We start from the raw sequence: 26,282 nt of genomic DNA, 5'->3' as shown, positions 1-26,282 counted from the left end.
GCCGTCAGCCCTTTCGCGCGATGATCGCGTAGCCCAGCGGGTCGGCCTTCGACCCCCAGCCGAACCACAACGACAGATGGGCGATGCACAAAGCCAGCAAGGCCGGCGGCGCCGCGAGCAGCAGTAGCGGCAGCCGCCAGGGCCGGCGCGGGTTCGCCAGGCGCGCGCAGACCACGATCAGCTTGTTGGCGATCACCGCGAGGTCGTCGCCGCGCTCCGTGATCGTCACCTCGGTGAAGCCATCGAGCATCCGCGCGAGGCGGAAGGGCGTGAAGCGGTGATAGTCATGCGGCGCGTGATGCACCCGCGCGGCGAAGGGCACGGTCGCAACCAAGGTGCCGCCGGGGCGGAGCACGCGGTGCATCTCGGCGATCAGCGCCACCGGGTCCTCGGCATGCTCCAGCACCTCGGTGCACAGGACATGGTCCTGGCTGGCATCGGGGAAGGGGATGTGCCGCCCGTCGAAATCGACGATGTCGGGGTGCCGGCGCATGCCGAAATCATCCGCCGCCGGCACGTCGAGCCCGGTATAGCGCACGCCGGACGGCAGCAGGCCGCGGAAGGGCATCTCGCCGCAGCCGACATCGAGCACGCTGCCCTGCATCCGCGCCAGCACGGGGGTGAGGAAGCGCGTGCAGGTCAGCAATTGCAGGTCCGCCACCATGCGCAGCGCAAAGGCGGCACGCCCCAGCGCGCCCGCATCGCGCCGGATGGGAATCGGCTTGAATTCCTCGGTGACTGGGGTGGTGGTCATGGCGCCGTCATGTCGCAACCGGGCCCGCCTGTCCACGGAAGACGAAGCCGCGCAGGCCGAGATAGCCGCAGGCCGCCAGCACCGGCACCAGCACCGCCTGGGCGAGCAACGGCCCCAGGCCAAGGCTCTCCAGCACGCGCAGCAGCACGAAGTTCAGCGTGCCGAGCGCAACATAGAACAGCAGGAAGCGCGGCAGCAGCCGGCGCGAGGTGCTGCCGAAGACCAGCCCGCCATAGCTGAAGAAGTTGAACAGGAAGGCGAGCAGCGTCGCCCCGCCCACCGCCAGCCAGAGCGGCGATCCAAGCAGCACGAAGGCGGCATAGGCGGCGTAGCCGAAGGCCGTGTTGAGCCCGCCCACCAGCAGGAAGCGCAGCACGCGCCACAGCTCGGCCCTCATGCGCCGCGTGCCCGGTACCAGTCGATCGTGCCGACCAGACCGTCCTCGATCGGGATGCGCGGCGCCCAGCCGGTGGCCTCGCGAAGCCGGGTGATGTCGGCCTGCATGTGCATCACCTGGTCAGGACGGAAGGGGATCTCGCCGAAGACCAGCTCCATCCCCGGGGCGGCGAGGTCGCGGATGCGTTCGATCACGTCGCGCACGCGCACGGCCCGGCCCGAGCCGAGGTTGAACACGCCCTCCGCCGCGGGCGTGGTGGCGACGGCCAGGATGCCGCGCGCCACGTCATCCACATGCAGCCAATCCCAGCTTTGCGTGCCGAGCGTGGTGCGCGGGCGGCGCCCGGCCAGCATCTCGGTGATCAGCATCGGGATCAGCCAGCCCTCATTGTCCTCGGGGCCGTAGGTGGAGAACAGGCGCAGCCAGGCGTGGCGCATGCCGGCCTGGGCGGCGAGCTGGCGCGTGAGGAACAGCGCCGCCACCTTGGCTGCGCCGTAGAGCGTGGTGGGGGTGGGCAGCGTGCTCTCGAGCATGTCGGAACCCGCGCCGTATTCGCCCTGGCTGCCGACCCCCACGAAGCTGCCCACGCCGGCGGCGGCAGCCGCCTCGACCAGCGCGCAGGCGGCCTCGACATTGTCGGTGATCTGGCGGCGATCGAAGCGCGCGGCATTCGCCACCCCGGCCCAGGCCAGGTGCAGCACCGCTTCCGGCCGGTGCTCGGCCAGTGCGGCCGCCATCCCGGCCGTGTCGCGCAGATCGAGGTCGAGCCGCGTGAACCGCCCGGCGAAGGGCAAAAGGCGCGGTGCGGCGGAACCCGGACGCAGCGGCGCAATCACCTCATGCCCCGCTTCCAGCGCGAGACGCAGCGTGGCCGCGCCGACGAAGCCCGACGCGCCGGTGAGGAAGAGCTTCACAGCAGGCGCGCCGCCGCATCCTCGATCGGCTCCAGCCGGTCGAGCAACCAGGCCTGGCTGCCGATCTGGCCGCGCAGCGCCTCCGTCACACCCCATTTCGCGAAGCGGGGCGCGCACCCGGCGCCGAGCAGCACATCGGCCACGCGCGAGCCGAAGCCGCCCGCCACGCTGTGTTCCTCGATCGTCAGGATGGCGCGATGCGCCCCCGCCGCCGCCAGCACCGCTTGCTCATCCAGCGGGCGAAAGCCCGGGAAGCTCAGCACGCTGGCGGAGATGCCGCGCGCCGCCAGCGTATCGGCCGCCTTCAGCGCGCGCCCGAGGATCGGCCCGGTGGCGAGCAGTGCGATGTCGCCGCCCGAACGCAGCGTGATCGCCCGCTCGAGACGCACCTCCGTGCCCGGCGCATGCAGCACGGGTTCGCCCGCGCGGCCCAGGCGCAAATAGGCGGGGCGGCGGCGGTCGAGCAGCTGCGGCAGCAGCGCCATGGCCTCATGCGGGTCGGCGGGGCAGGCGACGGCCATGTTCGGCAGCATCGCCATGATGCCCAGCTCCTCGACGCCATGATGCGTGTAGCCCTGCGCGCCATAGGCCAGCCCGCCGCCGACTGAAATGACCGTGACGGGCAGGTCATGATAGCAGACATCGTTGCGCAGCTGCTCGAGGCAACGCAGCGTCGGGAAATTGGCGATGGAGTAGAGCACCACGCGCCGGCCCGAGAGCGCGAGCCCGGCCGCGATGCCCACCATCGCCTGCTCGCAGACGCCGACATTGGCGTATTGCGCGGGCAGCGCCTCGGCGAAGCGCTCCAGCACGGAATAGCCGAGATCGGCGGTCAGCAGCATCACATCGGGGTTGGCGCGGGCGTAGTCGGTCAGCGCGTCGATCGTCTCGGTCCTCATGCGCCGAGCTCCGCCAGCGCGGCCTCGAGCTGCGCCGCATCGGGGTTGCGGTAGTGCCAGAGCAGCTTGCCCTCCATGAAGGACACGCCCTTGCCCTTCACGGTGTGCGCGACAATCGCGGTCGGTCGGCCGGGCAGGGGGGGCGGGCCGCTCATCGCAGCGAGCAGCGCGGCGTGGTCATGGCCATCAAGCTCGATCACGCCCCAGTTGAAGGCGCGGAACTTGTCCGCGAGCGGGTGCAGCTCGCTCACCTCCGCGACGCTGCCGAAGCTCTGGATCTTGTTGTAGTCCACCAGGGCGACGAGGTTCTCCAGCCGGAAATGCTGGGCGAACTGCACCGCCTCCCAGTTCGAGCCCTCATCCAGCTCGCCATCGCTGAGGATGCAGAAGCTGCGCCAGGATTCGCCCGCGCGCTGGGCCGCGAGCGCCATGCCGGCGGCGACCGGCAGGCCATGGCCGAGCGAGCCGGTGGAAAGCTCCACCCCGGGCACCGTCATCGTCACATGCCCGGCGAGCCGCCCGCCATCGGCGGAATAGGTCGCGAGCTCCTCGATGGGCAGGAAGCCGCGTTCGGCCAGGGCGGCATAGACGATGGCGGCCGCGTGTCCCTTGCTGACCACGAGCCGGTCACGCCCCGGCCAGTCGGGGCGCGCGGGATCGACGCGCAGCACCGCGCCATAGAGCACCGCGAGCATATCCGCCATGGAGAGGCAGGAGCCGATATGCGAGGCCCGGGCGCGGTTGGTCATGCGCAGCGCGTGGGCGCGCAGCCGCCGCGCCAGGGCAGGGGTGTCGATGCTGTTCATGCCGCGAACTCCGCGATCTGAGCGCGTGTCAGCGCCACCAGATCGGCGCCCCGCGACCAGGCGCCGTACCAGTCGGCGGTCATTGCCACGGTCCGCGCGAAATCGAGCCGCGGCACCCAGCCGAGCCGCGCGCGCGCCTTGCTGCAATCGAGTGTCAGCAGCTTCGCCTCATGCGGCGCGGCGGCATCGGGTGCGAGCTCGATACGCCCGCGACCCAGGGCGGCGACCATCGCCTCGGCCACCGCCAGGACGGGGCGGTTCTCACTGGCCTCGGGGCCGATGTTCCAGGCCTCGTCGAAGCCTTCCGCGCCCAGCAGCCGCTCGGCCAGCAGCAGATAGGCGTGCAGCGGCTCCAGCACATGCTGCCAGGGGCGCACGGCGGCCGGGTTGCGCAGCCGCACCGACCCCGCCGGGCCAAGGCAGCCGCGCACGATGTCGGGCACCAGACGGTCCGCCGACCAGTCGCCGCCGCCGATCACATTGCCCGCGCGCAGCGTGGCGATGCGGGCGGGATGCTTGCCGGGGCCATAGAAGCTGCGCCGCATGGAGATGGCGGCGAGTTCGGTGCACCCCTTGCTGGCGCTGTAGGGATCATGCCCGCCCAGCGCGTCGATCTCCCGGTAGCCCCATTCCCACTCGCGATTCTCATAGGCCTTGTCGGAAGTGACGACGAGGATCGCGCGCGTGGCCTCACTTGCCCGCAAGGCATCCAGCAGGGTCACGGTGCCCAGCACATTGGTCGCGAAGGTCTCGACCGGTGCGGCGTAGGAGGGGCGGACCAGGGCCTGCGCGGCCATGTGGATCACGACCTCCGGCCGGGCCTGCGCGATGAGAGAATCGAGCGCCGCGCGGTCGTTGATGTCCGCCTGCACGAAGCGCCCGCGCGACGGCAGGCCAAGAATGTCGTGCAGGCTTGGCGTGGTGGCCGGCGCCAGGGCGAGGCCCGAGACCTCCGCCCCCATCTCCGCCAGCCAGAAGGCGAGCCAGGCGCCCTTGAAGCCGGTATGGCCGGTCAGCAGCACCCGCCGCCCGGCCCAGTCCGCTCGCCTCACCACGACTTCCACGGCGCCTTGCCCGACGCCCAGAGCTGTTCGAGGTAGGTGCGGTCGCGCAGCGTATCCATCGGCTGGAAGAAGCCCTCATGGCGGAAGGCGTGCAACTCGCCGTCCTGGGCGAGGCCCTGGAGCGGCTCCTGCTCCCATACCGTGGTGTCGCCATGCAGGTAGCGTGCGACCTTCGGCGAGAGCACGAAGAAGCCGCCATTGATGAAGCCGCCCTCGCCCTGCGGCTTCTCGCGGAAGCTGGTGACGCGCTCGCCCTCCATCTCGAGGATGCCGAAGCGGCGCGGCGGATAGACCGCGGTAACGGTGGCGAGCCGCCCATGCGCGCGGTGGAAGCGGATCGAGGCGCCGATGTCGAGGTCCGAGACTCCGTCGCCATAGGTGAGGCAGAAGGCGTCGCCCCGCACGCGGTCGATGACGCGGGCGAGGCGCCCGCCGGTCATGGTGGCCTCCCCCGTGTCGATCAGGGTGACCCGCCAATCCTCGGCCTCGTTGCGATGGGTGGTCATGGAATGCGCCGCCAGGTCGAAGGTCACGTCCGACATGTGCAGCGTGTAGTTGGCGAAGAATTCTTTGATCAGGTGGCCCTTGTAGCCGAGGCAGACGATGAAGTCGCGCATGCCATGGGCGGCGTACATCTTCATGATGTGCCACAGCACCGGCCGGCCGCCGATCTCGACCAGCGGCTTGGGCTTCACCATGGTTTCTTCGCTCAGCCGGGTGCCGAGCCCCCCGGCCAGGATGATGACCTGCATGAAAGATAGCGCCCCGCCACAAACGGCGCTTGCTCTACCCTGGGCTAGCCCTGGCGACAATCGGGACGGACGAATGGTGGCCTACAGGAAGGGCTCGATATCCACCTGCAGGGCGCCGGCCCGACCGTATTGGTCGAAGTTATTGCCATCCCAGATCTGGTCGATCTCGTTGCCGAGGCCGCGGCCCGGATTGGCCCCGCCAACGACATAGCTGGTGTGGGATCGTCCGGTGAAGCCGGTCTGGCCGTCGAAATACTCCAGCAGCCAGATCGAACCCAGCGGCGCGGCAAGGTCGACGCCGTGAAAACGTTCCTCGTCGATCCGGTAATGGCCATGGGCGCCGGTAATCGTGTCGCCGGCCGCATGGGCGGCGACGTCTTCATAGAGCCAGCCAGTGTAGCGGTCGCCGGAAGTGGCGTGGAAGGTGAAGACGAAGATCGCGTAGCCCTCGACATCCGCCTGTACCACGCCGCCGCGGCCATACAGGTCGAAATTGTCGCCATCCCAGACCTGGTCGATCTCATTCCCGAGCCCACGACCGGGATTCACCTGCCCGAGGACATAGGTGGTGTGCGACCGCCCGGTGAGACCCGAGACGGCATCATGGTACTCCAGCAGCCAAATGGAGCCCAGCGGCGCCACCTGTTCCACGCCGTGGAAACGTTCCTCCTCGATCTCGTAATAGCCGCGTGCCCCGGCGATTGTGTCGCCCGCGTCATAGAGTGCGAGATTTTCATAGAGCCAGCCCGTGTAGCGATCGCCCGAGGTGGCGTGGAAGGTGAAGACGAAGATCGTGTAGCCCTCGACCGTCGCCTGCAGCGTGCCGCCACGGCCATACTGGTCGAAATTGTCGCCGTCCCAGACCCGGTCGATCTCGTTGCCCAGGCCCCGGCCTGGATTGGCGCCACCGGTCACATAGGTAGTGTGAGAGCGCCCGGTGAGGTTCGAATCGGCATCGTAGTAGTCCAGCAGCCACATCGAGCCGAGCGGTGCCACCTGTTCCACGCCGTGGAAGCGCTCCTCATCGATGCGGTAATAGCCCTGCGCGCCGGCAATTGTGTCCCCCTCGGCATAGCGGGCGAGGTCTTCATAGAGCCAGCCCGTGTAGCGATCGCCTGTATTGGCGTGGAAGGTAAAGACAAAGATCGCATAACCCTCGACATCGGCCTGCAGGGCACCACCGCGGCCATAGCTGTCGAAGCGGTCGCCATCCCACACGCTGTCGATCTCATTGCCGAGGCCGCGACCGGGATTGACCCGCCCAAGCACGTAGGTCGTGTGGGAATACCCGGTGAGGTCGGATCCGGCGTCAAAATAGTCGAGCAGCCAGATCGAACCGAGCGGTGCTGCGAGATCGACGCCATGGAAGCGCTCTTCATCGATCCGGTAGTAGCCATGGGCCGAGAGGATGGTGTCGCCCGCCTGGTAGCGCGAAAGGTCCTCGTACAGCCATCCGGTGTAGCGGTCCCCCGCGTCGGCGTGGAAGGTGAAGACGAAGATGGCGTAGCCCTCGACATCCGCCTGCAGGGCACCGCCACGGCCGAAGGCCTCAAGGCGCCGGCCGTCCCAGACCTGATCGACCTCATTGCCCAGGCCGAGATTGGGGTTGTTCCGGCCCAGGACATAAGTGTTGTAGGAATAGCCGGTCAGGCCGGATGCCGCATCCAAGTAGGTGTCCAGCCGAACGGAGCCATCAGGCACGACCTCGGCGAATCCGTGGATGGTCTCCTCGTCGAAGCGATAATAGCCCTGTGCCCCGGCCAGCGTATCGCCCACGTCGAAGAGCGTGGAACGGGTGAAGTACCAACCCGTATAGCGATCGCCCGACTGCGCGACAAAGGTGAAGCGGAACAGACTGAATTGCTCGATATCCGCCTGCAACGCCCCGCCGCGGCCGATCTCGTCGAAGCGGTCGCCGTCCCAGACGCGGTCCACCTCATTGCCTAGACCGAGATTCACGTTCGGCCGCGCCGCCACATGCGTCTGCTCCGGCAGCATGGTCAGCCCGCTCAGCGCATCGTAGTACAAGTCGATCCAGAGTGAGCCGTGCGCCCAGGGTCGCGGGGGGGCAAGCTGGGTCTCGCTGTCGATCCGGTAGTAGCCGCCGCTACCGGCGATGGTATCGCCCTCGGCATAGGCCACGCCCGCGTCCACCAGGCGGCCGACATAGCGGTCCCCCGAATGGGCATGGAAGGTGAACTGGTAGAGCGACGTCGTGGAATCCGCCTGCCAGGCCCCGCCCTGGCCGACCGGGCGCCAGGCCACGCCGTCCCAGGCGCGGTCGAGTTCGCTGCCGAGCCCCGCCGTGCCGGCCGGCTGGGTGCCGCCGCTCTCGAGCGTCAGATCCCGATTTGAATCGGCATCGAAGTAGCGGGTGACATGCACCAGCCCCGTCGCGGCGGTGCTGCCGACCTGCGCCGTTTCCCCGGTGATGCGATACAGGCCGTGCGCGGTGCGGAACGTATCGCCCGGCGCGTAACGGTCGCTGTCGGCCAGCAGCGTGCCTTCCATCACGTCGCCGCCATCGGCGGTGAAGACCCAGGTGAAGAAGCTGTCCGGCAGGCCCGCGCCATCCGCCTGCGCCGCCCCGCCACGGCCGAATTCCACCCATTCCGCGCCGTTCCAGGCCGCGTCGATCTCGGACCCCAACCCGGCCGCACCAACCGCCGTCCCCGCGCCGTTGCGCGTGACCAGGAAGGCGGCCGTCGCCGCATCCCGGTACCAGGCGACGGCGATGGCGCCTTCCTGCAGGCCGGCGCCGGCAAGGTCCGTACCGCGTTCCTCCTCCGCCACGATGCGGTAGATGCCGTTGGGCGTGGCGAGGGTGGAGCCGACCACATAGGTCTGGCTGTCCTCGACCAGCCATCCGCCCCATTGGTCGCCGGAAAAAGCCTCGAACACCCAGGTGTAGATGCTGTCCGGCAATGTGGCGGACGACATGGCGCCCGACTGGCCGGAACTCCCTGACATGGTGCTGCGTGGCTCCTGCCTGTTGCCCACACACCCTGCCCGCTCGCGGTGAAATCGCGGTTAATCGGCCCGCCGATGGCGGCGCCCCCGACGCTGTGGTAAGCGCGCGGCGCCCGGGACAGGCAGGGCGTGGATGAGCGGGATGCATGAGGTGAGGCGCATGGCGGCAGGACAGCACGGGTTCGGGGCGTGAGAGCCTTGCTCGGACTCGACCTGCTTGGCCGCGCCTACGTCACGCATCGGGCGCTGGTGGCAAGGCTGGCGGCGCGGGAGGTCTCGCAGCGCTTCAAGGGAAGCATGCTGGGGCTGGGCTGGGCGGTGCTGACACCGCTGTTGACGGCCGCGGTCTTCACCTTCGTGTTCAGCAGCGTCTTCCAGATGCGCTGGACCGGGCGTTCGGGCAGCCCCTACGACTTCGCGCTGATGCTGCTGGTCGGCATGCTGGTGCACGCCCTGTTCGCGGAGGCGATCAGCCGCGCCCCCACGCTGATCCTGCACAATGCCAGCTACGTCACAAAGGTGGTCTTCCCGCTGGAGATCCTGCCGCTGGTCGTGGTTCTGGCTTCGCTCGTGAATGCGGGGATCACGGCGGTGATCGTGCTGGCGGGCAACCTCGCCATCAACGGCGTGCTGCACTGGACCGCCTTGTTCTTCCCCTTGGTCATCGCGCCCTACCTGATCTTCGTGACCGCTCTCGTGATGTTCCTGGCCGCCTGCGGCGTCTTCCTGCGCGACCTGTCGCAGATCGTGGCTCTGCTGGTCACGGTCTCCCTGTTCCTCACGCCGGTGTTCTACCCGCTCGATGCCGTGCCGCCGAATTTCCAGATGCTGATGCGGCTCAACCCGCTCACCTCGGTGGTCGAGACCTCGCGCAGCGTCCTGCTGCTCGGCGTGCCGCCGAATTTCGGCAGCCTCGCGCTCTATGGCGCCTGCGCGCTGCTCAGCCTCGCGCTTGCCTTCTGGGTGTTCCGCCGCCTGCGGGGGGGCTTTGCCGATGTCCTCTGAGGCACTGGACGAAGAACCCGCGATCCGCGCGGCCGGGCTCAGCAAGGCCTATCTGATCTACGCCAAGCCCTCGGACCGGCTGCGCCAGGCGGTGATGCCGCGCCTGGCCCGGCCGCTGGCGCCGCTGCGCCGCCTGCTGGGGCTGCGCGAGCCGGTCTACTTCACCGAGTTCCACGCGCTGCACGGCGTCTCCTTCGAGGTGCGGCGTGGCGAGACGGTGGGCATCATCGGGCGCAACGGCTCGGGCAAGTCGACGCTGCTGCAGCTGGTCTGTGGCACGCTCACGCCCTCCGCCGGCACGGTCGCGGTGCAGGGCCGCGTCGGCGCGCTGCTCGAACTCGGCTCGGGCTTCAACCCGGAATACACGGGGCGGGAGAACGTGTTCCTCAACGCCTCCGTGCTCGGCCTGAGCCAGGCCCAGATCGAGGCGCGGCTGCCCGGGATCCTGGCCTTCGCCGATATCGGCGAGCATATCGACCAGCCGGTGAAGACCTATTCCTCCGGCATGGCGATGCGCCTCGCCTTCGCGGTCATCGCGCATGTCGATGCAGATGTCCTCATCATCGATGAGGCTTTGGCGGTGGGCGACGCCTATTTCCAGCAGAAGTGCTTCCGCTGGCTGCGCGACTTCCAGAAGCGCGGCACGGTGCTGTTCTGCGGTCATGACATCGGCGCCATCATGTCGCTGTGCGACCGCGCCATCTGGCTCGATCAGGGCGTGGTGCGCATGCAGGGCGCCGCGAAGACGGTGGCGGAGGCCTACAGCGCCTATGTCGCGGCGGAGAGCATGGGCCTCGGCGCGGAGAAGGTGCAACTCGCCGCGCCGGAGGGCCCTCAGGACGCCGCGGCACCCGGCGAGACCATCGTGGAATTGCGCCCCGACACCTCCGGGCTGAGCTATGGATCGGGCCAGGCCGAGATCGTCGAGGTGCGCTTCACCACGCCTGCCGGGGTGCCGCTCACGGTGCTGCCGGGGGGCGAGGAGGTTGTGCTGCATCTGGGGGCGCGCGCCCAGGCGGCGCTGCAGGGCGTCATCCTCGGCTTCGAGATGAAGGACCGCCTTGGTCAGGTGGTCCTCGCGGAGAACACTTTCCTGCGCTACCTGCGGAAGCCCGTCGATGTCGCGGCCGGGCAACTGGTGCGCGCGCGCTTCCGCTTCACGCTGCCCGACCTGATGAGCGGCGAGTACCTGGTCAGTGCCGCCATCGCCACCGGCACGCAGGAAAACCACGTCCAGCATCATTTCCGCCACGACGCTATCGCCGTGCGGGTGCATGCGCCGGGCAATCCCGGCTATGCGCTGATCGCCCTGCCGCTCGCCGAGGTCAGCCTCCAGGCGGGGTAGCAGGGCGCCAGGGCGGCAGGCGCCGGGGCGGATCGGCAAGTTGCCGCCAGGTCGCGCCCAGCGCGTAGAGCGGGCTGTAGCAGGGGTCGGCCGCCAGCGCCGGGCCCCAGCGGGCACGCATCAGCGCCTGTTCGGCCGCGAAGCGCGCCGCGTGTTCGGGCGTGCGGTCATCGCCGCGTGTCGCACTCTCCTTGTGCAGCAGCACGGCATGCGGCGTGACCAGGTTGTGCAGCCCCGCGGCGCGCAGCTTCAGGCAGAGATCCACATCATTGTAGGCGACGCGCAGCCCCTGCGCGTCAAAGCCGCCGACGGCGAGGAAATCCGCCCGCCGCACTGCGAGGGCCGCGGCGGTCACAGCCGAGACGCGGCGCACCAGGCGCAGCAGGTCCTGCGGGCCGTCCGCATCGCCGCGCAGATGCTGAAGGTCGTAGCCCGCCACGCCACCGAGGCCGAGCACGATGCCGGCATGTTGCACCCGCCCGTTCGGGAACAGCAGTTTCGCACCTACCGCGCCGATCCCGGGCCTCAGCGCATGGGCGACCATCTCGCGCAGCCAGTCGCCGTGCAGCACCTCGGTGTCGTTGTTCAGGAACACCAGCACCTCGCCCTGCGCGGCGCGGGCGGCGGTGTTGTTGATGGCGGCGAAGTTGAAGGGGCCGGGGCAGGGCAGCACGCGCAGCCTTCCGTCACGCCCCCAGGCCTCGAACTGGCGCAGCAGGGCAGGGTCGGTACTGTCGTTGTCGCAGACCAGCACCTCCAGGGCCGGGTAGTCGGTGCGGGTGAGCAGACCCTCGATGCAGGCCTGCATCAGCGCGGTGGCGTCGCGGGTGGGGACGATAACGCTGACCAGCGGCCAGGCGTCGGGCGCCGGAAACGGCAGGCGGGCAGGGGGCGCACCGGGGGGCTCACGCCAGGGCGGGTTCGGTTCAGCGGCGCGATGCAGCAGGATCGCCGGGACGTGGCGGATCGCACCAGACCCCTGCTCGGCCAGCGCGGCGGCGGCGGCGGCCTGCATCAACGCATGGCCTGCCAGACCGTTGAGGCGATGGCGCGCGAGCAGCCCAGCATCATAGGCGACTGCATGGCCGAAGGCCGGCTGCTGGCGCAGCAGGTCGGGGTCGAAGTCTGGCTTGATCCAGGGCCCGTAACCCGGCGAATCCTCATCGGCATAGACAATCAGCGGCCGCGGGCTGGCGCGCGCGGCCAGGGCGAACTCCGCCAGCGCATGCCGTACAAGCCGATCCCCTGGCGCGAGCCGGAGGACGAAGCCTTCACCGCCTTCGGCCTCGGTCCAGGGCGCGCCGATCTGGGCCTTCAGGCTCTCGCGTGCGGGACTTGGCCCTGGCGGCAGGATCACCCGGATCGGGGGTACGGTACCGAGAAGGGACCTGATCGCCGAATCCTCGGCCGGGCCGCCGGCCTGCCAACGGGCAAACCATCGCGCATAGGCCGGGCCCTCGATCCGGCGCAGCAGCGGCTGGATGTGGGGCAGGGCGAGGCGTAACGCCCGGCGCAACCCGGGCAGGCTTCGCAGCAGGCGGCGCAAGGGGTGTGCGGGCGGGGTCGGCGGAGCCTCGGCCATCGCCATCCCGTATCGCCCACCTGCCTCGACCGCAATGGGCCTGCCTGCTATCGCGCCCGGATGCGATATGCCTTGAGCGATATCGATCCGGCGGGGTCAGACCTCGGCCGCGTGGCACATGGCCTCGCGGCCCGCTCGCCGCTGCGCTTCGCCCGCCGGCTGGTCGAGGTCGGTGCCGAGATCCTCTGGTCCGAATTGCTGGATCGCCTCGCGCCCCTGCAGGGTGGGGTGCTTGAGGTCGCGCCGGGCGGGGTGGCGCGACAGGGTGACGCGCTGGGTCTTTATCTGCACTGGTCCGGCACGGGGCGCGTCTCGCCCATGGTGCTGCGGCAATTGGCCCTGTGGCGCTCGGCCGGCTTCGACATGGTCTTCGTCACCAACGCCACGCCTCCGGCCGCGGATTGGCAGGCGGTGGCGGGGGAGACCGTGCTGCGGCTGCGCCGGCGCAATGTCGGGCGGGATTTCGGCGCCTGGCGCGATGCGGCCGCCGTGGCGCTGCGCGACCAGCCAAGCCCGGCGGAGCTGCTGCTGGTCAATGACAGCGTGCTCGGCCCCTTCCTGCCGCTGGATCCGCTGGTCGCCGCCTGGCGCGCGGGCGGCGCGGGGCTGTTCGGCCTCACCGAGAGCTGGGGCGGCGGGCCGCACCTGCAATCCTACGCGCTGCTCGCGCGCGGGGCCGGCGCCGTTTCCGGGTTGCTCGCGCATCTCGCGCGCCAGCGCGACAGCCGAAGCAAATGGCGCACCGTGCAGGCGGGCGAGATCGGGCTCACGCGCCGGATGCTGGCCGAGGGCCATCGTGGCGCTGCGCTGTTCGGCTATGCGCCGATCTGCGCGGGACTCACCGCGGCCCAGCGCGCAGCCCTCGGCCCGCGCCACGCCACCCCGGAATCGCTGCTGCGCTACCCGCTGAACCCGACGCATCATTTGTGGCGGGTGCTGGTGGAGCAGCACGGTTTCCCCTACCTCAAGACGGAACTGATCCGCCGCAACCCCGGCCGCTTGCCCGGCGTGGCCGCGTGGCGGGAGGTGGTGCCACGGGACATGCACGGACTTCTCGAGGAACACCTGGCGACACTATGAGGAAAATCCTCCATGGCTTCTGACCCCCCCTATCACCGTGGCCCGCTGGTGCGCGCGCGCGCGCCGCTGCGCCTCGGGCTCGCCGGCGGGGGCACGGATGTCTCGCCGTATGCCGATCTGCATGGCGGGGCGGTGATGAACGCCACCATCGACCGCTACATCTACGCCTCCGTCGCCCTGCTCGAGCAGGAGGTGGTGGAGGTCGAGAGCCACGACCTCGACCGCCGCGCGCGGCTGCCGGCGCAATGGCCGCTGCCCATCGACGGCACGCTCGACCTGCACAAGGCCATCTACAACCGGGTGATCCGCGACTTCCGCGGCGGCAGGCCGCTGGGCTTGCGCATCTCCACCTATTCCGAGGCGCCGGCGGGATCGGGCCTCGGTTCCTCTTCCACCCTTGTCGTCGCCGTGCTGCAGGCACTGACCGAACTGCTCGCCCTGCCGCTCGGCGAGTATGACATCGCGCACCTCGCCTATGTGATCGAGCGCGAGGACCTGGGTCTCGCGGGTGGGCGGCAGGACCAGTACGCGGCCACCTTCGGCGGCTTCAACTTCATGGAGTTCCGCGACCGCGACACGGTCATCGTCAACCCGCTGCGCATCCGGCGCGAGGTCATCACCGAGCTCGAATCCCAGACGATCCTGTGCTTCACCGGCGTCAGCCGGCAAAGTGCGACAATCATCGCCGAGCAGTCGCGCAATGTTCAGCAGGGCGCTGTGAAGTCGATCGATGCGATGCACGCGCTCAAGGCGTCGGCCAACGCCATGAAGGAGGCGCTGCTCAAGGGCGACCTGCCCGCCGTGGCGCAGACGATGCACGCCGGCTGGACCAGCAAGCGCGACATGGCCTCGGGCATCAGCAACTCTCTTATCGAGGAGGCACTGGAGGCGGCCGTCGCGGCCGGGGCCACGGCGGGCAAGGTATCCGGCGCGGGCGGGGGCGGCTTCATCATGTTCCTCGCCCCCCTGGAGCGTCGCCGCGCCGTCATGGCGGCGCTCGGCGCGCGCAGCTTCCGCGCCGAGACGGTGCGCTACACTTCGGAAGGAGCCACGGCATGGCGGACATGAAGACGGTCCAGGCTGCAATCGGCGTCACGGCGCGGCTGCTGGAGACGATGGCGGCCGATGCCGCGCTGTGCGAGGCCACCGCGCGCGTCGCGGCACTGAGCGTGGAGGCGCTCCGCGCGGGCGGAAAGATCCTGCTCTGCGGCAATGGCGGCAGTGCGGCCGATGCGCAGCACTGGGCGGGGGAACTTGTCTCGCGCTTCTACTATGACCGCCCCGGCCTGCCCGCCATCGCGCTGACCACCGACACCTCGATCCTGACCGCCATCGGCAATGACTACGGCTATGAGCGCGTCTTCGCCCGCCAGGTGGAGGCGCTGGGCCGCAAGGGCGACGTGCTCTACGGCATTTCCACCTCCGGCAACTCCCCGAATGTGGTCGCCGCGCTCGAGGCGGCGCGCGCGCAGGGTCTCGTCACCATCGGCTTCACCGGTGAGGGCGGCGGCAAGATGGCAGGCCTGTGCGACATCTGCATCCGCATCCCCTCCGGCAGCACGCCCCGCATCCAGGAGGGCCATGAGGTGCTGGGCCATGCCATCTGCGGCATGATCGAGGCCGCGATGTTCCCCCGCACGCCTGCATGATGCCCACCGAGGCCCCCAGGGAAGCCATCATCCTCGCCGGCGGCTTCGGCACGCGGCTGCGCGCCGTGGTCAGCGACGTGCCCAAGCCGCTTGCGCCCGTGGCGGGGCGGCCCTTCCTGCACTGGCTGCTCGAGGGGCTGGCGCGGCAGGGCATTTCCCGAATCATCCTCGCCACCGGCTACATGGGTGACGTGGTGCAGGAGATGCTCGGTGACCGTTTCGCCGGCATGGCGCTGTCCTATGCCCGGGAGGAGACGCCGCTGGGCACCGGGGGCGCGCTCTATGCCGCGCTGGGCCATGCCGCAGGCGAGCGCGTCTTCGTGCTGAACGGCGACACCTGGCTCGGCGCGCCCCTCGCGCCGCTCGCCGCCGAGGCGCCCGAGGCGGACCTCGTGCTCGCCGTGCGCCCGGTGACCGACCGTGCGCGCTATGGCAGCGTGGTGGTGGAGGGCAACCGGGTGCTCGGGCTGGCCGAAAAGGGGCCTTCGGGCCCGGGCCTCGTGAATGCTGGCGTCTATGTGGTGCGCCGCGATCTGCCGGCCCGCCGGCCCATCGCCGGCGCCTTCAGCCTGGAGGAGCAGGTGCTGGCGCGCCCCGGCACGCTCGACCTGCGGGCCCATGCCACCGAGGCCAGTTTCCTTGATATCGGCACGCCCGAGGATTTCGCCCGCGCCCAGAAGCTGATCCCCGCCTGGGCCTCCGCCGGGGACGGTGCCTGATGCTGCGGCCTGCGCTGTTTCTCGACCGTGACGGCGTGATCAACCACGACACGGGCTACACGCATCGCATCGAGGATTTCGTCTTCCGCGACGGCATCTTCGATCTCTGCCGCACGGCGCAGGCGCGGGGCTTCGCGCTGGTGATTGTCACCAACCAGGCCGGCATCGGCCGCGGCTACTATTCGGAGGCGCAGTTCCAGGCCCTCACTGCCTGGATGCTGGATCGGTTCGCCGAGCAGGGGATCAGCTTTGCGTCTGTCGAACATTGCCCCGACCACCCCACGCACGGCCTGGGCGCCTATCGCCGTGACACGCCGCGCCGCAAGCCGGGTCCTGGGATGATCCTGGACGCCGCCGCCGCGCATGCGCTTCACCTCCCGCGCTCGGTGATGATCGGAGACCGGGCGAGTGACATGGCGGCGGCTGCGTCAGCCGGGGTTGGTCTGCGCATCCTGCTGAGTTCCGCGCCGGAGGAAGTCGCCGCCGCGCCGCCGGGCACGCATATCCTGCCCGATGGGGCGCTGGACGCCGCGCAACTCTTGCTGCCGTAGCGTGACACCGCCAGCCTGCGGGCCATCCTGTCTTTCGACGATCTGACGACGAAGAGCGAGGCACCATGGCCGACGAGCAAACCAGTGCAACGCGTCGGATGGACCGCGAAATCTCCATTTTCGAAGGCCAGGCAGCGCTGCACCAGCACGATGCGGCCTTCCACTTCCGCAATGAGCATTTCGTCGGCCCGGCCATCGCTTCAGCATTCGGGCTGCATGACGTCGCTGGTGTCTATGCCGACAGCATCGCCCGCGCCATCGCGCGTTCGGGCCTGGGGCACGCGCTCAGCCTGGGCTGCGGCGATGGCAGCCAGGAGATCGCGGTGCTGCGGCGCGCCGATGCGCTGGGCCTGCCGCCCTTTCGCCTCATCGGTGTCGATGTCGCACCCGGCGTCGTGGCGCGTGCCAATGCCGCCGCGGCTTCGGCCGGCCTCTCGGACCGCCTCACGGCCGTCGTCGCCGACGCGAATGGCGGATTACCCGGCGAAGGGCCTGTCGCGGCCATCATGGTTCATCATGCGCTGCATCATTTCGTGGCCCTCGAATCGTTGTTGGACGGGGTAGCGGCACGCCTGCACCCGGAGGGTGCTTTCGTCACTTTCGACATGATCGGCCGCAACGGCCATATGCGCTGGCCGGAGGTGCGGCCCCTGGTGCGGCGCCTATGGGCGATGCTGCCGCGCGACAAGCGGCGTGACCACCATTTTCAACGTGACATGCCCTTCTTTCAGGATTGGGACTGCGCGATCGAAGGTTTCGAGGGCGTGCGCGCGCAGGACATCCTGGGCGTCATCGCAACGCGCTTCCGAGCCGGGCGCTTCGTCGCATGGGGGGGCTTGTCGGAGGTGTTCGTCAACCCGCGCACGGCGGCGAACTTCGACATCGATGCGCCAGCAGACATCGCTTTCCTGACCGCGGTGATGCGGCTGGAGAAGGACCTGCTGGATTCGCGCCGAACAACGCCAACCGAGATGGTGGCCGAGTTCCGCTCACTGCAGACCACCGAGACGCTGCACCCGGCGGCGGAAGTGGCCTTCCGGCGTGCGCTGCGCCAGCCCGGCGAGGTTTTCGAAAGCCTGGCGGACGTGCCCTTCGAGTCCCCCTATCCGGCCCAGCCCGGACCCGACCTGCCGGTGCTGGCGCCCGGGATCGTCCATGCGGTGCGGGCCGGCAGCCCGGCGACGCAGGCATTGCAGGACGGGTTCGAGCCACCCGAGCCCGAGGGCGTATGGGCCATTCTCGATGAGCAGGCGCTCGCTTTCCGCACCACGACGCCGACTGCAGCGGTGTGTCTGCACGTGTGGAACGCCCTGCCGGCCGAGCGCGACCAGGTGGTCACGGCCGCCGCTGAGGGCTGCGCGCCGGCGGATAGCGGGCGGCTCGGGCGCAGCGACAGCCGCATCCTGGTTCTGTCGGGGGCGCCGCGAACGCTGTGGGAGGTCAGGATCAGCACGGCAGCCTATCGCCTGCCCGACCTGGATGAGGGGGAGGACAAGCGTCCGCTGGCCTACCGTCTTCTCGCGATCGAGGCCAAGTCCAGCGCGCCGCTGTTCAACCTGGATAGGCTGCGTCGATTGCTACCATGGAACCGCACCAAGGACCGCCTGCGGGCACTGCTGCGCCGGCTGCGCTGAGGGCTACCCTCCCAGCGCCAGATAGGCCAGCCGCTTCGCCTCGCGGCGCATATGGGTGATGGCGCTCAGGATCAGCCCCACCGCCACCGCGAGGAAGCCCGCCAGCATCAGGCTCGCGGCCAGCACGGCGGTGGGAAGCTTCGGCACCAGCCCGGTCTCGAGGAAGGTCCAGACCACCGGCAGGCCAAGGCCAAGCGAGGCCAGCACAAGCACTGCCGCGACGGCGGCAAAGAATTCCAGCGGTCTCTCGCGCTGCACCAGGATGCCGATCAGCCGCAGGATGATGAAGCCGTCTCGATAGGTGGCGAGCTTGCTGGTCGAGCCCTCCGGCCGCTCGCCATAGGGGGCGTCGATCTCCGCCACGGGCAGGCGGAGTTCGAGCACATGAACCATCAGTTCGGTCTCGATCTCGAAGCCGCTGCTCATGGCCGGGAAGCTCTTCACGAAGCGGCGCGAGAAGATCTTGTAGCCCGAGAGCATGTCGCGCGTGCGGCTGCCGAAGATGGCGCCGACCAGCCCGGTCAGCACCCGGTTGCCGAGGCGATGGCCGGGCCGGTAGGCCTTCTCGCCCGCCTGCACGCGGGCCACGTTCACCATGTCGTAGCCGCCTTCGATGGCGGTGCGTACCAGGCGCGGCGCGGCGGTGGCGTCATAGGTCGCGTCGCCATCGACCATGATGTACCAGTCGGCCTCGATGTCGGCGAACATGCGGCGCACGACATTGCCCTTGCCGGGCATGGCCTCGAAATGCACCTGCGCGCCGGCGGCCCGGGCGGCCTCCGCTGTGCCATCGGTGGAGGCATTGTCGAAGACATGGATCGCGGCCTCGGGCAAAGCGGCGCGGAAGCCCGCGACGACGGCGGCGATGGTCAGGGCCTCGTTGTGGCAGGGCACCAGGACCGCGATGCGCGGCGGGGTGGCGGACATGGAGCATTCCTTGCGGCGAGGTCGCGGCCTTGGGCGCGGCGGTAGTCGAGCCGCACTGCTGCCGCAAGCCCTGACATTCGGGCAAGGGGATTGCACCCTCCCCCCGGCGTGCAACAGTGGCGTTGGGAGTGCCACCAGAATGTTCCGTAATCCGAAAAAATGCAGCCCTGGGGTGGCCACACCCTGTGCGGTGTCAGGGCTGTTGCTGCTGGCGGGGCCGGTGGCCGCGCAGAGTTGCGTGCAGACCGCCGTGGGCGTGTGCACCATCAGTACGGGCAGCTACACGCAGCCGCTGCAATTCCTGCAGCCGGGCCCGGCCAACGTCACCTTCACCAACAACGGCAGCTTCCAGGTGATCACGCCCGCGAACGCACCGGTGCTGGGCGTGCTGTCGGGTCGCGGCCAAGGCTTTGACGGCGCCGATTCGACGCATGGCAATGCCGGCGATGGCGGCGCCGCCGGCACGCTCACCTTCGCCAACAATGGCACCATCGACCACCGCTTCACCCCGACGGCCGATGCCGTGATGATGTCGGTGCGCGGCGCCTCGCAGGGGGGCAGGGGCGGGAACTTCACCGCCAGCGCCAATGCCGATGCCGGCAATGCCGGGGCAGGCGGGGCGGCGACGGCCGAGAACCATGCGGCCATCGCCATCACCGGCACGGGCGGCGCAAGGTTCCATTCCGGGGCGGGCCTGCTGTTGGAAAGCCTGGGCGGGGCGGGCGGCAGCGTGAGCCCCTCCGGCAGCGACCGCGACAACAACAATCCCACCTATGGCAACCATACGGGCCGGCCCGGTGCGGCGGGCGGCTCTGCCTGGCTGCAGAACTACGCGCCGGTCAGCGTCGATCTCGGCAATGCCTCTCTCACCGCCGGATATTGGGGAATCGGTGTGCGCTCCCTCGGCGGTGCGGGCGGCAATGGGGCCAGGGGCCAGGCCGGCGGCGGCGCCACCGGGGGCACCTACCTCACCAATTGGTCGAGCGTGAGCCTCAATGTGGTCTTCGGCGGCAATGCGGCCGGCGGCGGCCCGACGAGCCTCTCCGGCGCCTATGCCGTGCATGCCCGCGCGGTGGGGGGGGATGGCAGCAACAGCGCCAGCAGCGAACACGATGGCGGCGCGGGCGGGGCGGCGGGCCCGACGGAACTCACCGTCGGCGTGCCCAACAACCCGCGCGCGGTCGCCATCACGCTGACCACCGCGGTCGGTTCCGGGGCCATCGCCCCGCTCTCGGCCGCCATTGGCGCCCTGGCGCAGGGGGGCGCCGGCGGGGCGAGCTATGATTCCTCAACGGGCGGTGCAGGCGGCGCGGCGGGGCGTGCCTGGGCCACGCTGCTCGACGGCGTGGCGGTGCGGGCCTCGGGCGATTCCACGCTCGGGGTGCAGGCGCTGTCCCAGGGGGGCGCGGGCGGCATCACCGGGCTGCAGCAGAACAACGCCACGGGCGGCGCGGGCGGTGGGGCCACGCAGCTCAGCCTCGCGGACCCGGCTGCACGAATCCTGGTGACCAATGCCAATGTCGTGACCACGGGCGGCGCCTCGGCGGCGCTTGTGGCGTCCTCCCTGGGCGGGGCGGGCGGCATCGGGCGGGACTATGATCGCGGCTTGGACCCCGAGGCGCACGGGGGCTTTGGCGGGGCCGGCGGCGCCGGTGGCGCGGTGGTGGTGAGCGTCGCGGGCGGCAGCGTCAGCACGCTCGGCGCCACCTCGGCCGCCATCCTCGCCCTGTCGCAGGGCGGCGGCGGCGGGCGGGGTGGCGATGCCACGGGCACGGGCGGTTCCTCGGGCTCGGGTGGCGGCGGGGGGCAGGCGGGGCCGGTGCAGGTGACGCTGGGCGCGGGCACGCGCCTTGCCACCAGCGGCGCCACCGATTCCGGCGGCACCAGCCCCGGTTACGGCATCTCCGCCGCCTCCATCGGCGGCGCTGGCGCCCTGGGTGGTGCGCTGCGCACCAGCTTTAGCGGGCGGCGCGGCGATGGCGGCTATGCCGGCCATGCGGGCGATGTCAGCGTGACCACGGCCGCCGGCAGTGCCGTCAGCACGGCGGGCGAGGGTGCCATCGCGCTGCTGGCGCGCAGCATCGGCGGGGCAGGTGGATCAGCCAACAGCACCGACACGGCAGGCTTCTTTTCGGATGGCGGCAGCGGCGGGTCGGGGGGCAATGGCGGCAATGTCAGTGTGAGCAACGCCGCCACGCTGACCACCCAGGGCAACCAGGCGCATGGCATCGCTGCCCTTTCGGCCTCGGGCATCAGCGGCAATGGCGGTGGCGGCTCGGGGGTGATCTACTCGCCGGGCGGCAATGCCGGCAACAGCGGCCTGGCCGGCGCGGTCAGCGTGGTGAACAGCGGCACGATCGCGACGGCGGGCAGCGCGGCCTTCGGCATCCAGGCGCAATCCATCGGCGGGGGCTCCGGCAGTGGGGGGCGGTCCTCCGGCGGCTTCGTGAGCATCGGCGGCTCGGCCTCGGCCGCCGGGGCGGGCGGGCAGGTGAGCGTCAGCAACAGCGGCGGCATGGCCACCGCGGGCCTCGGCGCGCTGGGCATCCTGGCGCAATCCATCGGCGGCGGCGGCGGCAGCGCAGGTGACGCCAGCGGCATCTTCGGCGCCCTTGGCGGCACCGGGGGCGCGGGGGGCGCGGGCGGCAGCGCGGCACTGACGCTGACGGGGGCCACCATCGCCACCATCGGGCGCCTGGCGCAGGGCGCGCTGGTGCAGTCGATCGGCGGCGGCGGCGGGCATGGCGGCGATACGGAGGCGAATGGCGCGCAGATCAGCCTCGCCATCGGCGGGCGTGCCGGGGATGGCGGCGCGGGCGGCCCGGTGGTCGTGAATGCCACGGGCGGGCGCATCCGGACCGCCGGCTCCAATGCCGGGGGGATCCTGGCGCAATCGGTGGGTGGCGGCGGCGGGGCGGGGGGAGCCGCCTATTCGGACGCAGCCGGCGCGCTCTTCACCATGGGCAGCGCGATTGGCGGCGTCGGCGGCAAGGGCGGCTCGGGCGGAGGGGTGAGCCTGAACCTGTCAGGGCTGAGCATCTCGACCGGCGAGGCCACGCGGCCAGGGGTCGTCGCGAACCCGGTCGATGCGCATGGTGTGCACGCGCAATCCATCGGTGGCGGTGGCGGCATCGGCGGGGCGGCCTCGGCGGAGGCGCTCACCATCGCCGGGCCTGGCCTGGGCGGCATCTCGCTGGCGTTTTCGCTCGGTGGGGCGAGCGAGGATCCAGGGCATGGCGGCCTGATCGACGCGACGTTCGGCGGCGGTACGACGGTGTTGACCCAGGGCCAGGGTGGGCACGGCGTCCTGCTGCAATCCGTCGGCGGCGGCGGCGGAGCGGGCGGCGATTCCTCGGCCATGGCCAGCAGCCACGCCGCTGGTGGCGGCAACGCGCCAAGCGTCGCGGGGGTCTACGGCGTCGCGCTGGGCGGCACCGCCGGTGGCGGCGGGCGCGGCGGGAACATCACGGCCCTCATCGGCCGCAGCGACATCACCACCCTCGGTGACTATGCCTACGGGTTCCTGGCCCAGAGCATCGGCGGAGGTGGCGGCAATGCCGGCATCGGTTCCTCCGCCACCGAAGCCAAGGGCGCAGCGCTGGAACTGCAGTTGAACATCGGCCTGGGCGGCCGGGGCGGGGCGGGCGGGGCCGGGGGGGACATCTCCCTGCTGTTCGCGTCGGAGGCGAGCATCGTCACCTTCGGCGCCAGCGCGCATGCCCTCGTGGCGCAGAGCATCGGTGGCGGCGGCGGCGTGGGGGCCGGCAGCACCGTCTCCCTGAACGGCAGCACGGACATCCATGGCGTGCCCATCGAGCCGGGGGGCAGCGTGAGCGTCGCACTTGGCGCGACAGGTGGCAGCGGCGGCGCGGGCGGCAGCATCTCGAGCACGGTGGTGGGGCCGATCCAGAGCTGGGGCAGCGATTCCCCGGCCGTGGTGCTGCAGAGCATCGGTGGCGGGGGCGGCATTGGCGGCTCGGCGGGAAATGAGGCCTCGGCCGACAATCCGCTCACGCTCTCGCAGCTCGGCGTCGATGTGATCCGCACCGTGGCGGAGCGCCATCTGCCGGTCACGCTCTCCCTCTCCCTGGCGCTGGGCGGGCGCGGTGGCGTGGCGGGCGATGGCGGCACGGTGTCGCATGTGCAGTCGGGCGTCATCGTCACGCGCGGCGACTGGTCACATGGCATACTGGCGCAGAGCATCGGTGGCGGCGGTGGGCTCGGCGGTGTCGCCGTCTCCGAAGCCAGCGAGTTCGGTGCCTCGGCCCAGCTCGCGCTGGGCGGGTCGGGCGGTGCGGGCGGGCATGGCGGCGCGGTCAGCGTGCTCTTCGAGGCCGGCGCGCGCATCGCCACGGGCAGCGCCAATTCCGGCTACGCGGCCTTCGGCGTGCTGGCGCAGAGCATCGGCGGCGGCGGCGGCGCGGCGGCCGATGGCTCCACGCAATCGATCCTGAACCTCACCCTCGGCGCGCAGGGCGCGCGCAACGGCGGGGGCGGCAGCAATGGCGGGACGGTCACCCTTTCGGGGCCGGTCAGGATCACGACCAGCGGCGATGTCGGGGTGGCGGTGGCGTTGCAATCCATTGGCGGTGGCGGCGGGTTGGGTGGCGGCGGCACGACGGTGTCGGCCGGCTTTGGCCGCTTCACCGCCCAGACTCTCCTGCAGGTCGGCGGGCGGGACGGTGCCGCGGGTGCGGGCGGCACCGTGGCGATCAACCAGGCCAGCCTGGCCCTGCGCACGACGGGCGCGCATGGCTTCGGCATCCTGGCCCAAAGCATCGGCGGCGGCGGCGGCTTCGGCTTCGCGCCTGACCTGGTCACCGGCGCCGTCAACGCGGTGGGCGGGCAGGTCGGCGGCAATCCCCAGCTCGGCGATGGCGGCAACGTGTCGCTGAACCTCGTCGGCGGGGGCATCGAGACCTCGGGCTTCGGCGCGCATGGCATCGTGGCGCAGAGCGTCGGCGGCGGCGGCGGGATCGCCGGGCTGCCAACGTCCGCGAATGGCACGCTGGTCGTGAGCCTTGGCGACACCATTTTCGCCTCCGCGCCGTCGGGCTCGGGCGGCGATGTCAGGATCACCTCGAGCACGCCCATCGTCACGCGCGGCGATTTCGCCCATGGCATCGTGGCGCAAAGCATTGGTGGCGGCGGCGGGATTTTCGTGCAGGGGGCGCAGGTCTTCGCGGGCACGACCAACAACGGCTTCGGGACGCCCCAGGGGGTGAGCGGTGAGATCCGGGTCACCCAATCCGCGCCGATCCTCGTCTCTGGCGCCAATTCGATCGGCATCTTCGCGCAGGGGCGTGCACCGCAGCGCGGCGGTGGCGGGCAGGGGGCGGTGATCGTCGTCGCCGATGCGCCGATCCAGGGCGGTGGCGGGCCGAATGGCGTGGGCATCTGGGCGGATTCCAACGATACGATCAACGAGGTGCAGGTCACCGCGCGCGGCAGCGTCTCCGCCCTGTCGGGCCAGGCGATCCTGATGCCGGCGCGCGGCACCAACAACGTCGTCAACAACTACGGCACGATCACGGGTCGCATCGATATCGGCAACGGCCTGCTCAACAACGTCGGCACGCTCAATGCCGGGGCTTCGCTGGTGGCGGGGCAGACGCGCAATGAAGGGCTGTTCGTCATCGGCCAGCATGCGCGCCACGCCACCACGCAGATCAGCGGCAATTTCACGCAGACCGCCACCGGGCGAATGGTCTTCGACGCCGATTTCGCGGCGCGGCAGGCCGACCGGCTGAGGGTGTCGGGCGCGGCCGACCTCGCCGGCAGCGTGCGCCCGGCCATTTCCTCGGTCCTGCCGGGGGTGGAGATTCCCTTCCTGGAGGTCACCGGGCCGATCAGCGGCGAGTTGCGCGGCGAGCGCAGCGCACTGTTCGACTATACGGTGAGCCGCAAGGACAGCACCTACGCCGTCTCGGCCAGCGCGAACCTCACGCCCACGGGCTTCGAACTCGGGCGCAATGCGGGGGCGGTAGCCAGCTACCTCCAGGCCGCCTGGGACCTGGGCGGTGGGCCTTTCGGGGCGCTCTTCGCCACGCTCGGCAACATCGCCGATGCCGGCGGGCCGGCCGCGCATGACGCGGCACTGGCGCAGCTTGTGCCCGGCGCGGGCCTCGCCCCGGCCGCCCGCACCGCTGCCGGCGCGCGCAGCTTCGTCAATGCCGCGATGAGCTGCCCCTTCTTCGAGGGCACCACGAACATGCTGCGCGAGGGCGAGTGCGTCTGGGCGACGCTCACCGGGCGCACCACCACACAGGGGCGCAGCGAGGGCCTTTCCAGCTTCCAGCTTGACGCCACGACCTGGCAGATGGGCGGGCAGCGCGCGCTGGGGGGCGGGTGGTTCCTGGGCGGGTCACTCGCCTATGAGGAGGCGCGGCTGTCTTCCGGCGATGGGCTCAGCCGCGGGCAGAGCGAGGCCGGCTATGGCGCGCTGACGGCCAAGTACCAGACGGGCGCCTGGTTGTTCTCCGGTGCGCTGTTCGGCGGCGTGGGTCAGTTCGACAGCCAACGCTACGTCACCCTGCCGGGCTTCCAGGCGGTGGCGCGGGGCAGCCCCTCCCTCGCCAATGCCGGCGGGCTGCTGCGCGCGGCCTATACGCTGGGGCAGCAGGATCTTTATCTGCGTCCCATGCTCAGCCTCGGCGCGGTGCATGCGCGCAGCGGCTCCTATCGGGAGAGCGGGGCAGGGCTGCTGAACCTCGACATGGCGGAGGCCTCCAGCACCGTTGCGGCGCTGACTCCCGCCCTTGAGATCGGCGGGCGGGTGGCGCTGGAGCATGGAATGGTGGCGCGGCTCTTCGCCAATCTCGGTGTCAGTTTCCTCAGCGATGGCGGCTGGCGGCAGGAGGGGCGGCTGGTCGCCGCCCCGGCCGGGACAGGCAGCTTCACCAACACCGTGCACACCGACCGCGCCGTGGGGCGCTTCGCCACCGGCGTGCAACTCTTCGCCAGCGAGCGGGTCGAATTCCGCCTGCAATACGATGCCGAGGTCAGCGACCATGTCACGGGCCATGGCGGTTCGCTGAGCTTCGCACTGCGCTTCTGACGCTGCGTGCCCGCCGCGCTTCACACAGCACCATCGTCAAACACCGGATCCGGGTTAGTCGATTTTCGCCTGTGAATTCGATTGATTGAATGCGTGAGAGCGATCCCTGGCGCGCGATCGTGCTCCAGCCCTGGCCCGGCCTGTTCCCAAAATGCGAAGCTTTGCGCGAAGCAGCCT

19 protein-coding genes are annotated in these 26,282 nt (G+C 70.4%); 9 read left to right on the top strand and 10 right to left on the bottom strand.

Translation table 11 applies throughout. From position 1 onward, the window contains the following. Positions 1 to 4 precede the first annotated feature (4 nt). The 8 genes from AC2D9U_RS00885 to AC2D9U_RS00850 all read right to left on the bottom strand — a co-directional run bounded on the left by AC2D9U_RS00885 (position 5) and on the right by AC2D9U_RS00850 (position 8,526). A complete protein-coding gene (locus AC2D9U_RS00885) occupies positions 5 to 754 on the bottom strand; it encodes a class I SAM-dependent methyltransferase (protein WP_484745460.1) in 750 nt (249 codons plus the stop codon). Between the two features lie 7 nt (positions 755 to 761). Further along, positions 762 to 1,151, bottom strand: coding sequence for a GtrA family protein (locus AC2D9U_RS00880; protein ID WP_484745457.1), 390 nt, complete (start codon positions 1,149 to 1,151; stop codon positions 762 to 764). Beyond that, positions 1,148 to 2,065 carry an NAD-dependent epimerase/dehydratase family protein gene (locus AC2D9U_RS00875; protein ID WP_484745456.1) on the bottom strand — a complete coding sequence of 306 codons (918 nt, stop codon included), beginning with the start codon at positions 2,063 to 2,065 and terminating at the stop codon, positions 1,148 to 1,150. The genes AC2D9U_RS00880 and AC2D9U_RS00875 overlap by 4 nt, the downstream gene beginning before the upstream one ends. After that, entirely contained in the window at positions 2,062 to 2,964 is a 903-nt protein-coding gene (locus AC2D9U_RS00870) for a transketolase family protein (protein WP_484745454.1), read from the bottom strand. Before AC2D9U_RS00870 ends, AC2D9U_RS00875 begins: the two co-directional genes overlap by 4 nt. Then, positions 2,961 to 3,770, bottom strand: coding sequence for a transketolase (locus AC2D9U_RS00865; protein ID WP_484745452.1), 810 nt, complete (start codon positions 3,768 to 3,770; stop codon positions 2,961 to 2,963). Before AC2D9U_RS00865 ends, AC2D9U_RS00870 begins: the two co-directional genes overlap by 4 nt. After that, the gene (gene rfbG / locus AC2D9U_RS00860; RefSeq protein ID WP_484745451.1) at positions 3,767 to 4,822 is read right to left on the bottom strand and encodes a CDP-glucose 4,6-dehydratase; all 1,056 of its coding nucleotides are present in this window, start codon (positions 4,820 to 4,822) and stop codon (positions 3,767 to 3,769) included. Before rfbG ends, AC2D9U_RS00865 begins: the two co-directional genes overlap by 4 nt. Next, positions 4,819 to 5,586, bottom strand: coding sequence for a glucose-1-phosphate cytidylyltransferase (gene rfbF, locus AC2D9U_RS00855; RefSeq protein WP_484745449.1), 768 nt, complete (start codon positions 5,584 to 5,586; stop codon positions 4,819 to 4,821). The genes rfbG and rfbF overlap by 4 nt, the downstream gene beginning before the upstream one ends. Before the next feature lie 81 nt (positions 5,587 to 5,667). Beyond that, positions 5,668 to 8,526, bottom strand: a complete 2,859-nt coding sequence (locus AC2D9U_RS00850) for a hypothetical protein (protein ID WP_484745447.1) — start codon at positions 8,524 to 8,526, stop codon at positions 5,668 to 5,670. 228 nt (positions 8,527 to 8,754) lie between these two features. Here AC2D9U_RS00850 and AC2D9U_RS00845 point away from each other — a divergent pair, with 228 nt between their 5' ends. Together AC2D9U_RS00845 and AC2D9U_RS00840 are read left to right on the top strand one after the other, a co-directional pair. Next, complete coding sequence (locus AC2D9U_RS00845; RefSeq protein ID WP_484745446.1) at positions 8,755 to 9,561, top strand: ABC transporter permease; 807 nt, start codon at positions 8,755 to 8,757, stop codon at positions 9,559 to 9,561. Next, complete coding sequence (locus tag AC2D9U_RS00840) at positions 9,551 to 10,906, top strand: ABC transporter ATP-binding protein (RefSeq protein ID WP_484745445.1); 1,356 nt, start codon at positions 9,551 to 9,553, stop codon at positions 10,904 to 10,906. The genes AC2D9U_RS00845 and AC2D9U_RS00840 overlap by 11 nt, the downstream gene beginning before the upstream one ends. Here AC2D9U_RS00840 and AC2D9U_RS00835 read toward each other — a convergent pair. Beyond that, the gene (locus tag AC2D9U_RS00835) at positions 10,887 to 12,452 is read right to left on the bottom strand and encodes a glycosyltransferase family 2 protein (protein ID WP_484745444.1); all 1,566 of its coding nucleotides are present in this window, start codon (positions 12,450 to 12,452) and stop codon (positions 10,887 to 10,889) included. The two genes, AC2D9U_RS00840 and AC2D9U_RS00835, sit on opposite strands and share 20 nt — an antisense overlap. Before the next feature lie 108 nt (positions 12,453 to 12,560). Between AC2D9U_RS00835 and AC2D9U_RS00830 the strand changes: the two genes are divergently transcribed. From AC2D9U_RS00830 to AC2D9U_RS00805, 6 genes are all read left to right on the top strand, one after another. Next, positions 12,561 to 13,568 (top strand): hypothetical protein, encoded by a 1,008-nt coding sequence (locus AC2D9U_RS00830; RefSeq protein WP_484745443.1) that lies wholly within the window; start codon positions 12,561 to 12,563, stop codon positions 13,566 to 13,568. A gap of 12 nt (positions 13,569 to 13,580) precedes the next feature. Next, positions 13,581 to 14,636 carry a GHMP family kinase ATP-binding protein gene (locus AC2D9U_RS00825; protein WP_484745442.1) on the top strand — a complete coding sequence of 352 codons (1,056 nt, stop codon included), beginning with the start codon at positions 13,581 to 13,583 and terminating at the stop codon, positions 14,634 to 14,636. Beyond that, on the top strand, positions 14,624 to 15,217 hold the full coding sequence (gene gmhA, locus AC2D9U_RS00820) for a D-sedoheptulose 7-phosphate isomerase (RefSeq protein ID WP_484745441.1): 594 nt from the start codon (positions 14,624 to 14,626) through the stop codon (positions 15,215 to 15,217). Before AC2D9U_RS00825 ends, gmhA begins: the two co-directional genes overlap by 13 nt. Next, positions 15,214 to 15,936 carry a nucleotidyltransferase family protein gene (locus AC2D9U_RS00815; protein WP_484745439.1) on the top strand — a complete coding sequence of 241 codons (723 nt, stop codon included), beginning with the start codon at positions 15,214 to 15,216 and terminating at the stop codon, positions 15,934 to 15,936. Before gmhA ends, AC2D9U_RS00815 begins: the two co-directional genes overlap by 4 nt. Further along, positions 15,936 to 16,487 (top strand): D-glycero-alpha-D-manno-heptose-1,7-bisphosphate 7-phosphatase, encoded by a 552-nt coding sequence (locus AC2D9U_RS00810; RefSeq protein WP_484745437.1) that lies wholly within the window; start codon positions 15,936 to 15,938, stop codon positions 16,485 to 16,487. Before AC2D9U_RS00815 ends, AC2D9U_RS00810 begins: the two co-directional genes overlap by 1 nt. Before the next feature lie 65 nt (positions 16,488 to 16,552). Then, positions 16,553 to 18,121 (top strand): class I SAM-dependent methyltransferase, encoded by a 1,569-nt coding sequence (locus AC2D9U_RS00805; protein WP_484745436.1) that lies wholly within the window; start codon positions 16,553 to 16,555, stop codon positions 18,119 to 18,121. 3 nt (positions 18,122 to 18,124) lie between these two features. Here the strand turns inward: AC2D9U_RS00805 and AC2D9U_RS00800 are convergent, their stop codons facing one another. Continuing rightward, positions 18,125 to 19,048, bottom strand: coding sequence for a glycosyltransferase family 2 protein (locus AC2D9U_RS00800; RefSeq protein ID WP_484745435.1), 924 nt, complete (start codon positions 19,046 to 19,048; stop codon positions 18,125 to 18,127). A gap of 190 nt (positions 19,049 to 19,238) precedes the next feature. On the opposite strand from AC2D9U_RS00800, the gene AC2D9U_RS00795 reads away from it, so the two are divergent. Then, complete coding sequence (locus tag AC2D9U_RS00795; protein WP_484745434.1) at positions 19,239 to 26,105, top strand: hypothetical protein; 6,867 nt, start codon at positions 19,239 to 19,241, stop codon at positions 26,103 to 26,105. Positions 26,106 to 26,282 lie beyond the last annotated feature (177 nt).

Source organism: Roseomonas sp. TF40 (genome assembly GCF_057219975.1).
Note: the sequence above shows the minus strand (reverse complement) of the source record. Positions and strands in the feature narration are given on the sequence as shown.

What these genes read in the sequence shown, in the direction of transcription:
- AC2D9U_RS00885 (WP_484745460.1), bottom strand. Translation starts at nt 754, where the DNA reads ATGACCACCACCCCAGTCACCGAGGAATTCAAGCCGATTCCCATCCGG.
- AC2D9U_RS00880 (WP_484745457.1), bottom strand. Translation starts at nt 1,151, where the DNA reads ATGAGGGCCGAGCTGTGGCGCGTGCTGCGCTTCCTGCTGGTGGGCGGG.
- AC2D9U_RS00870 (WP_484745454.1), bottom strand. Translation starts at nt 2,964, where the DNA reads ATGAGGACCGAGACGATCGACGCGCTGACCGACTACGCCCGCGCCAAC.
- AC2D9U_RS00865 (WP_484745452.1), bottom strand. Translation starts at nt 3,770, where the DNA reads ATGAACAGCATCGACACCCCTGCCCTGGCGCGGCGGCTGCGCGCCCAC.
- rfbF (WP_484745449.1), bottom strand. Translation starts at nt 5,586, where the DNA reads ATGCAGGTCATCATCCTGGCCGGGGGGCTCGGCACCCGGCTGAGCGAA.
- AC2D9U_RS00850 (WP_484745447.1), bottom strand. Translation starts at nt 8,526, where the DNA reads ATGTCGTCCGCCACATTGCCGGACAGCATCTACACCTGGGTGTTCGAG.
- AC2D9U_RS00840 (WP_484745445.1), top strand. Translation starts at nt 9,551, where the DNA reads ATGTCCTCTGAGGCACTGGACGAAGAACCCGCGATCCGCGCGGCCGGG.
- AC2D9U_RS00825 (WP_484745442.1), top strand. Translation starts at nt 13,581, where the DNA reads ATGGCTTCTGACCCCCCCTATCACCGTGGCCCGCTGGTGCGCGCGCGC.
- gmhA (WP_484745441.1), top strand. Translation starts at nt 14,624, where the DNA reads ATGGCGGACATGAAGACGGTCCAGGCTGCAATCGGCGTCACGGCGCGG.
- AC2D9U_RS00815 (WP_484745439.1), top strand. Translation starts at nt 15,214, where the DNA reads ATGATGCCCACCGAGGCCCCCAGGGAAGCCATCATCCTCGCCGGCGGC.
- AC2D9U_RS00810 (WP_484745437.1), top strand. Translation starts at nt 15,936, where the DNA reads ATGCTGCGGCCTGCGCTGTTTCTCGACCGTGACGGCGTGATCAACCAC.
- AC2D9U_RS00805 (WP_484745436.1), top strand. Translation starts at nt 16,553, where the DNA reads ATGGCCGACGAGCAAACCAGTGCAACGCGTCGGATGGACCGCGAAATC.
- AC2D9U_RS00800 (WP_484745435.1), bottom strand. Translation starts at nt 19,048, where the DNA reads ATGTCCGCCACCCCGCCGCGCATCGCGGTCCTGGTGCCCTGCCACAAC.